The organism is Streptomyces sp. SJL17-4, assembly GCF_036826855.1.
Lineage (GTDB): Bacteria > Actinomycetota > Actinomycetes > Streptomycetales > Streptomycetaceae > Streptomyces.
In genome coordinates, this window is record NZ_CP104578.1 from 2,116,411 (window position 1) to 2,132,740 (window position 16,330).

General features: G+C 72.7%; 1 protein-coding gene. It reads right to left on the reverse strand.

The genetic code is table 11. The annotated features are described in order from the left end of the window. Window positions 1-50 precede the first annotated feature (50 nt). On the reverse strand, window positions 51-15,995 hold the full coding sequence (locus N5875_RS09235; protein WP_338492903.1) for an SDR family NAD(P)-dependent oxidoreductase: 15,945 nt from the start codon (window positions 15,993-15,995) through the stop codon (window positions 51-53). Window positions 15,996-16,330: the final 335 nt, after the last annotated feature.

Sequence of the window (16,330 nt, forward strand, 5' to 3'; positions counted from 1 at the left end):
GCTGCTCGTCGGGCGATGCCATTTCTTCCTCCACGATCTGATGTAACGGGTCAGCTTGCGTCGTCGCCGAGTGCCAGCTGAATGAGGCTGGCGACGTCCATTGCGTCGATGAGTTCCGAGTTGTCCTCGGACGGCGCCGACACCTCGGGCGCGTCCGTCTCGGCAAGTTCCAGAAGGGCGTCCAGGACTCCGGACTCCTTGAACCGGGCGAAGGGGACGGTCGCCAGGACACGCCTGAGGTCGTCCTCCCGCCCTTCGAACTCGTCTCCGGTCGTACGGAGGAGTTCGGCGCGCAGGTACTCGACCAGCGCGTCGGGGGTGGGGTAGTCGAAGAGCAGCGTCGCGGGCAGGCGCAGACCCGTGGCCGCTTGCAGGCTGTTGCGGAGGCCGACGGCCGCCAGCGAGTCGAACCCGACCTCCTGGAAGGCCTGGAGCGGCCGGATGGCCTCGGAGCTCGTGTGGCCGAGGACGGTGGCGGCGTGGCTGCGGACGAGCCGCAGCAGGATGCGCTGCTGCTCGGTCTCCGAGGCTGCCGTCAGGCTCGCGACCAGGGACGAGTGTGCGTCGTCGCTGCCCGGGCCCGTCTCGGACTGCGCGGACCGCATCACCTCGCGTGCCTCGGGCAGTTCGCCGAACAGGGGGCTCGGCCGGACGGACGTGAACGCCGGGATGAACGCCGTCCAGTCCATGTCGGCGACGACCACCATGTTCTCGTCGGCGCGCAGTGCCTGCTCCAGGATGCTCACAGCGACCTCGGGAGCCACCGGGAGGACACCTCGGCGGCGCAGCTGGGCGAGCGCGTCCGGGTCGGCGCCGACACCGATCTGGTCGAGTGCGCCCCAGGCGAGGGAGGTCGCCCTGAGTCCGCGTGCGCGGCGGCGTTCGACGAGGGCGTCGAGGACGGCGTTCGCCGCACCGGACGGGCCCTGCCCACCGCCGCCCCAGACGCCGGCGATCGAGGAGAAGGTGACGAAGGCGTCGAGCTCGGTGTCCTTGAGGTGCTCGTCGAGCCACACGGCGAGCTCCACCTTCGCGGCGAACACCTCGTCGAGGTCGGCGCGCCGTGTGTCGGCCAGGGAGCTGGTCTGCATGACGTCGGCGGCATGGATCACGGCGGTCAGCGGCCGGTCGTCGGGGAGTCCGTCGAGCAGGCGGGCGAGCGCGTCGTGGTCGGCGGCGTCACAGGCCGTGACACCGGTACGGACGTCCAGCCGGGAGAGTTCGTCGCGCAGCGTCTCGACGCTGCCGTCCGGGGTCTCGGCGGTGGTCGTGACGATCAGGGCGTCGGCCCCGCCGAGCGCGAGCCAGTGGGCGGCATGCCGGCCGAGGCCCTCGGTTCCGCCGGTGACGAGGACCGTTCCACGCGGCTGCCACCGCTGCGTACCCGCCGTCTTCGGCAGGGACTTGCGGACCAGTCGGCGGGCGTGGACGCCCGTACGCCGGATCGCGAGCTGGTCCTCGTCGCCCGCGGAGTTGAGTACGCCGAGCAGACGCTGAACGGTTCGGTTGTCGATCTCGGCGGGCAGGTCGACGAGGCCGCCCCAGCGGTCCGCGAACTCCAGGCCCGCGGCGCGGCCGAGGCCCCAGTGCGCCGCCTGGAGCGGGGAGGTCACGGAGTCCTGCGCTCCCGTGCTGACCGCGCCCGCGGTCAGGCACCAGAGCGACTGGGTGGCACCCGTGTCGGCGAGGGCCTGGAGAAGCACCAGGGTGGTCTCGGCGACGGCCGCGGCGTCCTGCGGCGTCTGTCCCCGCTCCGGAGCGTTTGCCTGACCCCGCTCAAGGGCGTGGAGGGAAAGTACGCCGGACAGGTCGTGCTCGGCGAGTACGCGGCTCAGCGACTCGGCGAGGGAAGCCCGGTCACGAAGGCCGGCTTCCGGAACCTCCAGCAGCACCGTGTTGAGGCCCTGGGAAGCCAGTACGCGCGCCAGGTCGTCGGTCCCACCGGCACCGGCACGCTCGGCCGGGGCGATCACCAGCCACGTACCGCCCGGGACTCCGGGGGCGGACTGCGGCAGGGGCTGCCACGTGACGGCGTAGCGGAGACCCTCCACCACGGACCGCTCGCGGCGGCCCTCACGCCAGTCCGCCAACAGCGGGACGACGGCGCCGAGGGCACTCTGGCGGTCGGTCGTGTCGGCCTTCAGCAGCGTGGCCAGCGCGTCCAGATCGGCGTCGTCGACGGCGGTCCAGAAGTCGCGGTCGGCTTCGTTGACCTGGATGTCTCCGTCGGTGGGACGGTCGGGAGCCTTGAGCCAGTAGTGCTCGTGGTCGAAGGCGTACGTGGGCAGGTCGACGCGCGGACCACCGGCAACACCGTCTGGCAGGACGGCCGTCCAGTCGACGTCCACACCACGCACGAACGCCTCGGCAAGGGACGCCAGCATGCGACGCATGCCACCCTCACCCCGCCGCAGAGAGCCCACCAGCACCAGGTCGGCCTCCGCCTGGTCCGCGATCTCCGTCACCGGCTGGAGGAGCACCGGGTGCGGGCTGACCTCGACGAACACACCGAAGCCCGCACCGATCAGCTCACGCACCGCCGGCTCGAAGCCCACCGTGCGCCGCAGATTCCGGTACCAATACCCGCCGTCCACGACGCCCGCCTCTTCGATCCAGGCGCCGTCCACGGACGAGAAGAACGGAATCTCAGGAGCCAGCGCGGAAACCCCGGCGAGCTCGACCGCGAGAACTTCCTCCACGGCCTCGACGTGACGGGTGTGGGACGCGTAATCCACCGCGACCCGCCGCACCCGCACACCACGGCCCTCCAGCACGGTCAGCAGACCATCCAAGGCATCCGCATCACCCGCGATCACCACGGACGTCGGGCCGTTGACCGCCGCAACCTCCACACCCTCAACGAGCAGACCCCGAACCTCGGCCTCCGACAGAGCCACCGACGCCATACCGCCCGCGCCCGACAACACCCGGCCGATCGCCTGACTCCGCAGAGCCACCACACGCGCCGCATCCTCCAGGGACAGCGCACCCGCGACACACGCCGCAGCGATCTCACCCTGCGAATGACCCAGAACCGCATCCGGAACGACACCGGCCGCACGCCACACGGCTGCCAGCGACACCATCACCGCGAAACTCGCCGGCTGGATCACATCCACCCGCTCCAGCAGCCCCGCGTCCGCATCACCCCGCAGCACATCCGTCAGCGACCAGTCCACGAACGGGGACAGCGCACGCTCGCACTCCGCCACCCGATCCGCGAACACCCGTGAGGAGTCCAGCAGTTCACGGCCCATGCCCACCCACTGAGCACCCTGACCCGGGAACACGAACACCGACCGACCACGAGCAGTAGAACCAGCACCCGCCGTCACCCCCGGCGCCGACTCACCGCGCGCCAGCGCGCCCAGACCCGACAGCAGCTCGTCACGGGAACCCGCGACCACCACCGCACGATCCGACAGCACCGCACGACCAGTCACCAGCGAAGCCGCCACACCAGACGTCGGGACCGTCTCGTCCGCCTCGACGAACGCCGCCAGCCGCTGCGCCTGACCGGCCAGCGCACCCGCACCCTTCGCCGACACCACGAACGGCAGCACCGCATCGCCCGGCTCGGCCTGCGACGGCAGCTCCGCCTCCACCGGCGCCTGCTCCAGGATGAGGTGGGCGTTCGTACCGCTCGCGCCGAAGGAGGAGACACCGGCGCGGCGCGGACGTTCGGTGTCCGGCCACGGACGGGACTCCGTCAACAGCTCCACCGCGCCCGCCGACCAGTCCACCTGTGAGGTCGGCTCGTCCACGTGCAGCGTCGCCGGAAGCACACCGTGCCGTATGGACTCGACCATCTTGATCACACCGGCGACACCGGCGGCGGCCTGCGCGTGCCCGATGTTCGACTTCAGCGAACCGAGCCAGAGCGGCCGGCCCTCCGCACGCCCCCGGCCATAAGTGGCCAGCAGAGCCTGCGCCTCGATCGGGTCGCCCAGCGTCGTACCCGTACCGTGTGCCTCGACGACGTCGACATCGGCCGACGTCAGACCGGCACCGGCCAGCGCCTTGCGGATCACCCGCTGCTGCGCGGGACCGTTCGGAGCCGTCAGACCGTTCGACGCACCGTCCTGGTTGACCGCGGAACCCCGCAGCACGGCCAGCACGCGATGCCCGTTCCTCCGGGCCTCCGACAGCCGCTCCAGGAGCACCACACCCACGCCTTCGCCCCAGCCCGTGCCGTCGGCCGATGCCGCGAACGACTTGCAGCGGCCGTCGAGCGAGAGGCCGCGCTGGCGGGAGAACTCCACGAACGCGTCCGGGCTGGACATGACGGTGGCTCCGCCGGCAAGGGCCATCGAGCACTCGCCCTGCCGCAGCGCCTGCGCCGCCAGATGGATCGCGACGAGCGACGACGAGCAGGCCGTGTCCACCGTCACCGCGGGACCCTCGAACCCGAACACGTACGACACACGACCCGAGGCCACACTGCCCGCGGTGCCGGCCATGACGTAGCCCTCGACGCCCTCGGGTGCCTGGCCCAGCCGGGACACGTAGTCGTGGTGGACGATGCCGGTGAAGACGCCGATGTCCTTGCCGCCGGTGGACCGGGGGTCGATCCCCGCCCGCTCCAGCGCCTCCCAGGAGGTCTCGAGGAGCAGCCGCTGCTGCGGGTCCATGGCGAGGGCCTCGCGCGGCGAGATCCCGAAGAGGCCCGCGTCGAACTTCGCGGCATCGTGCAGGAATCCGCCGGTACGGGCGTAGCTGGTGCCCTGGTGGTCCGGATCCGGGTGGTAGAGCCCGTCCAGGTCCCAGTCACGGTCGACGGGGAAGCCGGAGATCGCGTCGCGCTTCTCCGCGACGAGTCGCCACAGGTCCTCGGGGCTTTCCACACCGCCCGGCAGGCGGCAGCTCATGGCCACGATCGCGATCGGTTCGTTCAGGTCGGACGAGGCGGGCGCGCCAGCCGTGGAGTCGGCTTCGGTCTCCTCGCCGAGGAGTTCGGCGCGGAGGTGTCCGGCGAGCAGGGCGGGCTTCGGGTAGTCGAAGACGACCGAGGCGGAGAGTCCTTCGATCCCCGTCGCGTGGGCCAGCCTGTTGCGGAGCTTGACGGCCGCGAGGGAGTCGAAGCCGAGGTCCTTGAAGGAGCGGGTCCGGTCGAAGGCGTCCGTCGCACGGTGGCCGAGGACGGCGGCCGCGCCGGATTCCACGAGCTCGACCAGGACGCGCTGCTGTTCCGCGGCGGTGAGCCCGGTCAGCCGCGCGGCGAACGACCCGGCGTCGGCCGCGTCGCGGGTCACCGCACGGCGGCGGACCGCCTCGGCGGCGGGCGGCACGTCAGGAGTCCCGGTCCCGACCTCGGCGCCCCCGGCCGTCGGCGCGCCCTCCGCCGGTTCCAGCGGTCCCATGGACGCGACCGGCGTACCCGTGGGGTCCGCGAGCTCGACCAGGTGGCGTCCCTGTCCGGTGGAAGTGATCCGTACGCGCAGGGCCGTGGCACCGGCCGCGTGGACGACAAGCCGTGCACAGCGGGCGAGTTCGCGCGGAGACGGCGTACCGTCGACGGCCGCCACGAGCCGCAGCACGGTGTCGAGGAGGACCGGGTGGAGGGTGAACTGATCGGCCTCGTCGAGGAGATGCCCATCGAGCGCCACCTCGGCGAAGGTCTGCTCGCCGTCCTGCCGAACGGCGCGTACACCAGGCAGGGCAATGGTCGACGTGTCCTCGGCAGTCGGCCAGTTCGCCAGGTCGAACGAGGCCTCCGGCATCCCGGCGGCCAGCACACCGCTCGCGTGGCGGGTCCAGGGAGTCCCGGCCGCGTCCGCGCCGTGGAGGCGGCTGTACACGCGCACCGTGCGACGTCCGGCGGAGTCGGGGCCGCCGACGGCCACCTGGAGCTGCACCGTGGCGTGCTCCGGCAGGACGAGGGCGCGTTCCACGGCCGTCTCTTCGAGCGACCCGCAGCCGACGGCGTCGCCGGCCTTGACCATCATCTCGAGCAGCGCGGCGGCGGGAACGGCGACGGCGCCCTGCACTCGGTCGCCCGCGCCGAGGAATCGGCCGTGGCGGCCGGCCGACAGCCGTGCGGTGTGGACGATCCCGCCGTCGCCGGGCAGCTCCGTGGGGGCGCCGAGCAGCGGGTGGTCGGCGCCGCCCGTCGCGCCGGCGTCGGTGTGGGTGTCCAGGGCACGGTCGAGCCAGTAGCGCTGGTGCTGGAAGGCGTACGTCGGCAGGTCGGTCCTGGCCCGGCGAGGCTCTGCGGACAGGGCGGTCCAGTCGAGGGCGATGCCTCGTACGTGCAGCTCCGCGAGGGCGGTCAGGACGCTGACGTCCTCCGCCTGGTCGCGGCGGAGCGTGGCCACGCAACCGCTGTCCTCCGCCGAACCCATGGGGGAGGCAAGAGGCGCGAGCGAGCCGAGGGCCATGCCGGTGAGGACACCGCCCGGCCCGATTTCCAGGTACGTCGTCGCGCCCAGGTCGCTCAGGGAGGTGACGGCGTCGGCGAAGCGCACGGCGTGCCGAACCTGGTCGACCCAGTAGTCCGGGGTGCCGAGTTCGTCCGCGGCGAGGGCCTTGCCGGTGAGGGTCGACACCATGGGGACGCCGGCCGGGCGGTAGTCCAGTCCTTCGCAGACCGCGCGGAACGCGTCGAGCATCGGCTCCATGAGCGCCGAGTGGAAGGCATGGCTCACCTGGAGGCGCCGGGTCTTGCAGCCACGGCCGGCGAGCTCGGCCGCGACGGCCAGGACCTCGGCCTCGCTACCGGAGATCACCACCGAGTCGGGGGCGTTGACGGCGGCGACGCACACGGCGGAGCTCGTTCGGGCGTCCTCGGCGAGGAGGGCGGCGACCTCGGCCTCGGTCGCCTGGACGGCGACCATCGCGCCGCCCGCGGGCAGGGCCTGCATCAGCCGGCCGCGTGCGGCGACCAGGGTGGCGGCGTCGGCCAGGCTCAGCACGCCCGCGACGTGCGCGGCGCTCACCTCGCCGATCGAGTGTCCGGCGAGGAGGTCGGGTCGCACGCCCCACGACTCGTAGAGCCGGAAGAGCGCGGTCTCCAGGGCGAACAGCGCGGCCTGGGTGTACATCGTCCGGTCGAGCAGGGCCGCCTCGGCCGATCCCGGGGCCGCGAACACGATGTCGCGCAGCGGCCGGTCGAGGTGCTCCTCCCCCAGTCGCTGCTCGACGGCCGCGCAGGCGGCGTCGAAGGCGTCGCGGAAGGCCGGGAAGGCGTCGGCGAGTTCGCGGCCCATGCCGGCCCACTGGCTGCCCTGGCCGGTGAAGAGGAAGGCCAGCTTTCCGGCGACCGGCGTACCGGTCACCGTCCCGGGGCCCGCCTCGCCGCTCTCGGCCAGGGCGCGGAGGTCGGTGCCGAGCCGGTCCCGGTCGGTGGCGACGAGGACCGCCCGGTGGGCGAGGTGCGCACGGGTGGTGGCCAGGGAGTACGCCGTGTCGGCGACGCTCACGTCAGGGCGGCTCTCGACGAAGGAGGCGAGGCGCTCCGCCTGCCCGCGCAGCCCGTCGGCCGTCCTGCCGGACACCGGCACGAGCACCGTCCGAACGTCCGGCGCGGCCCCGGAGACGACCCTGTTCTCTCCGTCTCCGTCTCCGTCTCCGTCTCCGTCCACGTCCACGTGCACGTGCACGTGCACGTCCCGCTGAGGAGTCGTGTCCTGCTCCAGCACCACATGGGCGTTGGTGCCGCCGATACCGAAGGAGGAGACCGCGGCCCGGCGCGGCTGCTCGGTCTCCGGCCACGGACGGGACTCCGTCAGCAGCTCGACCGCGCCCGCCGACCAGTCGACGTTGGTGGAGGGGGTGTCCACGTGCAGGGTGCGGGGCAGCAGCCCGTGGCGGATCGCCATCACCATCTTGATGACGCCCGCGACGCCCGCCGCCGCCTGGGTGTGGCCGAGGTTCGACTTGACCGAGCCGAGCCACACCGGGCGATCCGCGGGGCGGTCCTGGCCGTACGTCGCGAGGAGCGCCTGCGCCTCGATCGGGTCGCCCAGCGTGGTACCCGTACCGTGCGCCTCGACGGCGTCGACGTCCGCCGTGGTGAGGCCGGCGTCGGCGAGGGCCTTGCGGATCACGCGCTGCTGCGCCGGACCGTTCGGAGCGGTCAGTCCGTTGGAGGCGCCGTCGGAGTTGACGGCCGAGCCCTTGAGGACGGCCAGGACCTGGTGGCCGTGGCGTCGCGCGTCCGACAGCCGCTCCACAAGCAGGAGGCCGGCGCCCTCGGACCAGCCGGTGCCGTCGGCGCCGTCGGCGAAGGCCTTGCACCGCCCGTCCGGGGCCAGACCGCGCTGGCGGGAGAACTCGACGAAGGTGTCCGGGTTGGCCATGACCATCACGCCGCCGGCCAGCGCCATGGAGCACTCGCCCCGGCGCAGGGCCTGCGCCGCCAGGTGCAGGGCCACGAGCGAGGAGGAGCACGCCGTGTCGACGGTGAGGACCGGCCCCTCCAGGCCGAGGTGGTACGCGATGCGGCCGGAGAGCACGCTGCCCGAGCTGCCGGTGAGCCGGTGCCCCTCGACCTCCGGGGAGCGGTGCAGCAGCAGGCTGTAGTCATTGCTGTTGATGCCGGCGAACACGCCGACGTCCTGGCCGCGCAGGGAGGTCGGGTCGATGCCGGCCCGTTCGAGGACCTCCCACGAGGTCTCCAGGAGCAGCCGCTGCTGCGGGTCCATGGCCAGCGCTTCCTGCGGCGAGATGCCGAAGAACGCGGCGTCGAAGCCCGCGGCGTCGTCGAGGAAGGCGGCGTGGCGGACGTACGTCGTACCCGCGTGGTCGGGGTCGGCGTCGTAGAGCCGCTCCGTGTCCCAGCCACGGTCCGTGGGGAAGTCGGTCACCGCGTCGGCGCCCTCGCTCACCACGCGCCACAGGTCTTCGGGGCTCGCGATGCCGGCCGGGAAGCGGCAGGCCATGGCGACGATCGCGATCGGCTCGTCGGCGGACGCCCGGGAGGACGCCCTGGCGTCCGCCCCGGCGGGGGCGGTCGGGTCGCCGGGCTCGATGCCCAGCGAGCCGAGCAGCATGACCCGTAGCTGCCCGGCGAGCAGGGCGGGCGTCGGGTAGTCGAAGACCATCGTCGGGGAGAGCCGCAGGCTCGTCGCGGCGGCGAGACGGTTACGCAGTTCCACTGCGGTCAGCGAGTCGAACCCGGCCTCCTTGAAGGCCCGTTCGTCCGCCACCGCGTTCGCCGTGGCATGTCCGAGGACCTCGGCCGCGTGACGGCGTACGAGCTCCACGAGGGCCTCGGTCTGCTCGGCGGCGCCCAGCGCGGCGATGCGCTCGGCGAACGAGCCGGAGTCCGCGGCGGCGGCCCGGGCCGTCGGCCGCGGTGAAGGGGCCAGACCGCGCAGCAGCGGGGTCACGGGGGTGCTCGCGGCCCGGGCGCGCAGTGCGCGGATGTCGAGCCGGGTGGCGACGAGCAGGGAGTCGTCCCCGCGCAGACCGGCGTCGAGGAGCGCCATTCCCTGTACGGCGGACAGCCCGGACATGCCGTTGCGCGTGTTGCGGTGGAGGTCGGCGTCGGCGAGGTGCTCGGTCATCCCGCTCACCTCGGACCAGTAGCCCCAGGCGAGGGAGAGGGCGGGCAGACCGAGGGCCCGGCGGCGGAGCGCGAGGGCGTCGACGAAGGCGTTGGCGGCCGCGTAGTTGGCCTGTCCCGGGTTGCCGAGGACGCCGGCGGCCGAGGAGAACAGGACGAAGGCCGCGAGGTCGAGGTCCCGGGTCAGCTCGTGGAGGTGGAGGGCGGCGTCCGCCTTGGGCCGCAGCACCGTGTCGATGCGCTCCGGCGTCAGTTCGGAGACCACGCCGTCGTCGAGGACGCCCGCGGTGTGGACGACGGCGGTCAGCGGGTGCTGCCCGGCGGCGACGGTGGCGAGGAGCGCCGCGAGTTCCGTACGGTCCGCCACGTCGCAGCGTGCGATCGTGACGGTGGCGTCGAGGGCGGTCAGCTCCTCGGCCAGCCGGGCGGCGCCGGGCGCGTCCGGGCCCTGCCGGCTGACCAGCAGCAGGTGGCGGGCCCCGTGTGCGGTGACGAGGTGGCGGGCGACGATGGCCCCGAGGGTGCCCGTGCCGCCGGTGATCAGGACGGTGCCGTCGGAGTCGAGGGGGCGCGCAGCGGCTCCGGTGGACCCGGCGGCTCCAGCGGCTCGGGCGGCTGTCGCGCGGACGAGACGCGGCACTTCGGCCACTCCCGCGCGGATCCGCAGCTGGGGCTCGGAGCCGGCGAGGGCGGTCGCGAGGACGGTACGGGAGCGGGCGTCGGCGTCGGTCTCCACGAGGACGATCCGGTCGGGGTGCTCCGACTGGGCGGAGCGTACGAGCCCCTGGACGGCCGCGGTGGCGGGCTCGCCGCTGTCGCCGGTCAGCACGACGAGCCGCGTGTCCGCCGGCGCGGGCCGGGCAAGCCACTCCTGTACGACGCCCAGCGCGGCCGCGGTCGTGGAGCGGGGGTCCGCATCGGCCGGGTCCACCTCGTACAGCAGGTGGCCGGGGGCCGCGCCCTTCGCGGTGGCCACGGCGGCGACCTCGGCGGCCGAGGACACGTACGGAGACTCGGCGGAGCCCGCGGCAGCGGTGGCGGGCGCCGACGGCAGCTCGGTCCAGGCGACACGGAACAGCGCGTCGTGCGTCAGGACGTCTGCGATCAGTGCCTGCTCGGGCGTGTAGGGCCTGCCGGTCACGGTCGCGACGGACATCACCGTGCGGCCGCTCCGGTCGGCCAGTTCGAGCGAACTGCCCTCACCGGACGCACGCGCCGTACGGACCTTCAGCGCGGAGGCGCCCGACGCCCGCAGGGAGACACCCGTCCACTCGTACGGCTGCATGCCGTCCGCGAGCGCGACGGCGGCGGCCGCGTCGAGGAGCGCGGGGTGCAGCCCGTACCGGTCCGCGTCGATGACGCCCTCCGGCAGGACGACGTCCACCCCGGTGGTGTCGTCGGAGACCGACGCGTCCACGGGCGCGCTCGGCGCGAGCGTCCCGTCGGCGTGCCGGACCCACTCCTCCTGCGCACCGGAGTCCTCGGCCCGGGAGTACAGCTGGATCGCACGGCGCCCGGTCTCGTCGGCGCCGCCCACCGTCAGCTGGAGCGACCGGCCACCGCTGAGCGGCAGGACGACGGGGTGGTCGACGGTCAGCCGCTCCACGGTGGGGGCGCCGATCTCGTCGCCGACCGCGAGGGCCAGCTCCACGAGAGCGGCGCCGGGTACCACGATCACGTCGGCCACGGCGTGGTCGGCGAGCCAGGGGTGCGAACGAAGGGACCAGCGCGAGGTCGTCACGAAGCCGTCGGAACCGGGGAGCCCGACGACGGCGCCGAGGAGGGGGTGGTCGGTGGAGGCGAGACCGACGGATGCGACGTCGGTGTCGGCACCCGTCAGCTGGATCCAGTAGTGCTCGTGGTCGAAGGCGTACGTGGGCAGGTCCACGCGCGGACCACCGACAACACCGGTCGGCAGGACGGCCGTCCAGTCGACGTCCACACCACGCACGAACGCCTCACCGAGGGAGGCCAGCATGCGACGCATGCCGCCCTCACCCCGGCGCAGAGAGCCCACCAGCACCAGGTCGGCCTCCGCCTGGTCGGCGATCTCCGTCACCGGCTGGAGGAGCACCGGGTGGGGGCTGACCTCGACGAAGACACCGAAGCCCGCACCGATCAGCTCGCGGACAGCGGGCTCGAAGCCCACCGTGCGCCGCAGGTTGCGGTACCAGTACCCGCCGTCGAGCACACCCTCGGACTCGACCCACGCACCGTCCACCGAGGAGAAGAACGGAATCTCAGGAGCCAGCGCGGAAACCCCGGCGAGCTCGGTCGCGAGGACCTCTTCCACGGCCTCGACGTGACGGGTGTGGGACGCGTAGTCCACCGCGACCCGCCGCACCCGCACACCACGGCCCTCCAGCACGGTCAGCAGACCGTCCAGAGCATCCGCATCACCCGCGATCACCACGGACGTCGGGCCGTTGACCGCCGCAACCTCCACACCCTCGACCAGCAGACCCCGAACCTCGGCCTCCGAAAGTGCAACGGAAGCCATACCGCCCGCACCCGACAGGACTCGGCCGATCGCCTGACTCCGCAGAGCCACCACACGCGCCGCGTCCTCAAGGGACAGCGCACCCGCCACACACGCCGCGGCGATCTCACCCTGCGAATGACCCAGAACCGCATCCGGAACGACACCAGCCGAACGCCACACCGCGGCCAGCGACACCATCACCGCGAAACTCGCCGGCTGGATCACATCCACCCGCTCCAGCAGCCCCGCGTCCGCGTCACCCCGCAGCACATCCGTCAGCGACCAGTCCACGAACGGGGACAGCGCACGCTCACACTCGGCCACCCGATCCGCGAACACCGCGGACGAGTCCAGCAGTTCACGGCCCATGCCCACCCACTGAGCACCCTGACCCGGGAACACGAACACCGACCGACCACGAGCGGCAGAACGGCCGACCGGAGACTCGCCGCGCGCCAGCGCGCCCAGACCCGACAGCAGCTCGTCACGCGAACCCGCGACCACCACCGCACGATCCGACAACACCGCACGACCGGACACGAGCGAACCCGCGACCCGCGCGAGCGAGACGGTCTCATCAGCCTCGACGAACGCCGCCAGCCGCTGCGCCTGACCGGCCAACGCACCCGCACCCTTCGCCGACACCACGAACGGCAGCACCGCACCGCCCGCCACGGCCTGCGCCGGCAGCTCCGCCTCCACCGGCGCCTGCTCCAGGATCACGTGCGCGTTCGTACCGCTGACACCGAACGACGAGACACCCGCGCGACGCGGACGCTCCGTCTCCGGCCACGACCGGGACTCCGTGAGCAGCTCGACCGCGCCCGCCGACCAGTCGACCTGCGGGGTCGGCTCGTCGACGTTCAGCGTCGCCGGAAGCACGCCACGGCGCATCGACTCGACCATCTTGATCACGCTCGCCACGCCGGCGGCGGCCTGTGCGTGCCCGATGTTCGACTTCAGCGAACCGAGCCAGAGCGGCCGGTCCGCCGCACGCCCTTGCCCGTACGTCGCCAGCAGAGCCTGCGCCTCGATCGGGTCACCCAGCGTCGTACCCGTACCGTGCGCCTCGACGACGTCGACGTCCGCCGACGAAAGACCCGCACCGGCCAGCGCCTTGCGAATCACTCGCTGCTGCGCAGGACCGCTCGGAGCCGTCAGACCGTTCGACGCACCGTCCTGGTTGACCGCCGAACCGCGAACCACCGCGAGGACCTGGTGACCGTTCTCACGGGCGTCCGAGAGACGCTCAAGCAGCAGGACACCCACGCCCTCGGCCCAGGCCGTGCCGTCGGCGGAAGCCGAGAACGCCTTGATGCGGCCGTCGGCCGAGAGCGCGCGCTGCCGCGAGAAGCCGATGAAGGAGTCGGGGGTCGCCATGACGGCCACACCGCCGGCGAGTGCCATCGTGCACTCGCCCTGCCGCAGCGCCTGCGCGGCCAGGTGGATCGCGACGAGCGACGACGAGCACGCCGTGTCCACCGTCACCGCGGGACCCTCGAACCCGAACACGTACGACACACGGCCCGAGGCCACACTGCCCGCACTGCCCGTGCCCGCGAACCCCTCAAGCTCCGCCGGAACACCCTCACCCGAGGCATACCCCTGACCCATCACACCCGAGAACACGCCCACCTCGGCGCCCCGAAGCACACCCGGATCGATCCCCGCCCGCTCGAACACCTCCCACGAGGTCTCCAACAGCAGCCGCTGCTGCGGATCCATCGCCGTCGCCTCACGCGGCGAGATCCCGAAGAACCCCGCATCGAAACGGCCCGCCTCGTGCAGGAAACCGCCACGACGGACGTACGTCGTCCCCGGATTGTCAGGGTCGGCGTCGAACAGACCCTCCAGATCCCACCCGCGATCCGTCGGGAAGCCGGACATGCCGTCGCGGCCCTCACTCACCATCTGCCACAGGTCCTCCGGACCGGCAACGCCACCCGGCAGGCGGCAGGCCATGCCGACGATGACGATGGGGTCGTGAGGATCGCTGTCCACCTGTCCCGCGGCGTCCGCATCCGCACCCGCATCCGCATCCGCGTCCCCCCGCTCCGCGATCCCCAGGATCTCGGCGCGCAGGTGGGCGGCCAGGGCGCGCGGGGTCGGGTGGTCGAAGCTGATCGTGGTGGGCAGGCGCAGCCCGGTGCGCAGGACGAGTCGGTTGCGCAGTTCGACGATGGCGAGTGAGGTGAATCCCAGGTCGCGCAGGGCGCGGTCGGCCGTGATGTCCTCGGCGGAGGGAAGGCGGAGCACGTCCGCCGCCTGTGTGCGCACCAGCTCTTCGAGTGCGCGCAGCTGGGCGCTCTTCTCGCGGCCCGTGAGGTCCGCCCGCAGGGCGGCGTGGACGGCGGGGTCGGGTTCGACGAGCCGGAGCGAGCGGCCGGTGGCGTCCACCGCGATCCTCAGGCGTCCCGGGACGTCCGCGAGGCGGTGCCGGACGACCTTGCCCGAAGCCGTGCGAGGGATCTCCTCGATCTCGTGGATCTCCTCGGGGACCTTGTAGGCGGCCAGTCGGGCGCGGCAGTGCGCGAGCAGCGCTTCCTCGTCGAAGCCGGCGGGCCCGGGGACCACGTACGCGACGGGCACCTCGCCGAGGGCCTCGTGCGGCTTCGCGGCGACGGCCACGTCGGCGACGCCCGGGAAGGAGCGCATGGCCGTCTCGACCTCGACCGGGTGGATGTTCTCCCCGCCGCGGATGACGAGTTCCTTGATGCGGCCGCAGATGGTGAGGTGGCCCTCCTCGTCCCGGCGGGCCAGGTCGCCGGTGCGGAACCAGCCGTCGCGCAGCGCCTCGGCGGTGGCTTCCGGGCTGTTGTGGTAGCCGACCATGACGTTCGGCCCCTGGACCCAGACCTCGCCTTCCTGCCCGGCCGGGACCTCCTCGCCGGTGCGGGGGTCGACGACGCGGACTCCGACGCCCGGGACGGGCAGGCCGCAGGATCCCTCGACGCGGGTGCCGTGGGGGGCGTTGATGGCGATCGCCCCGCAGGTCTCGGTGCTGCCGTAGGCGTCGACGAGGGGCACGGCGAAGGTGTCCTCGAACGCCCGGCGCAGTGCGGCGGAGGTGACGCCGCCGCCGACGAGGCCGATCCGCAGGTCGGGCAGGGCGGAGCCGCTGTCGCGTACCGCCTCGACGAGGTAGTGGTACGTCGTCGGGACACCGGCGAGGAAGGTCGAGCGGTCGTCGCGGAGCGCGTCGAGGACGTCCTGCGGAGAGTGTCCGTCGAGGATGCGGGCGGTGGCGCCGGCCACGGTGACCGACAGGACGCAGGCGATGTGGGACAGGCTGTGGAACAGGGGCAGGGGCCACAGGACGCGGTCGTCGGCGGAGAGTTCCGGTACGGGGATGTAGCAGTTCGCCACGGACCAGAGGCAGTTGCGCTGAGTGGACAGCACGCCCTTGGGGAGGCCCGTCGTGCCGGAGGTGTAGAAGAGCCAGGCCACCTCGTCCGGTCCCAGGTCGTCCCTGGGGGCGGAGGGGGCCGGCGCGTCGTCCGACGGGACGCCCGCGGCGAGCTCGTCGTACGAGTGGCAGCCCTCCGGCACCGGCCCGGCGCCGGTCACGAGGAGCGTGAGCGGGCCGAGCGGCGGGGGCTCCTCCACCCGGTCGAGGGGGCCGAGCGTCGCGGCCTCCTCCGCCCGGTCGAGGAGTCGGGCGGCGCCCTCCGGGTCGGTGATGACGAACCGGGCGCCGCTGTCGCCGAGCATGTGGTCGAGTTCACCGGCCGTGGAGCGCGGGTTGACGGGGACGCCGACACCGGCCGCGCGGACGATCGCCAGGTAACTCTCCACGGTGGAGACGGTGTTGCCGAGCAGGATGGCGACGCGGTCGCCGCGGCGGAGGCCGAGGTCCGCCAGCCGGCCGGCCAGTCGGGCCGTCCTCGCCTCCAGTTCCCGGTAGCCGACGGAGCGCCCCCGGTCCACGAAGGCGGGCTTGTCGCCGAACCTTTCGGCGTGCTCGATCAGAATTCCCGGAAGGGTGTTGATGATTTCGCCCTGCACCATGACGTCACACCTTCCGGAATTACCAGAATCGTTCGAGAGAAGTCCCAAGACCGGACCTTTCGGCCAGGCTAGTTCGGGGTGGTGGCGGCGCGACATCCCTCACCCTGGTAGGGCCTGACAGAGCCCTTGCGGTTCCCCGACGGAGCGGCTGACCACTACCAGACCGGGGGATGTCCGGCCGAAGGTGCCGCACTACCCTGAGGAAACCCCAGCCACGATGCCGTCCGCGTCATCACCCATGTCGACGCCCGACGGCAATCACAGGCGATTTCCAGCACGGTGACGGTGTTTCGGGACACGGAACCCGTCCGTGGCATGTTCCCGGGCAACCTCGG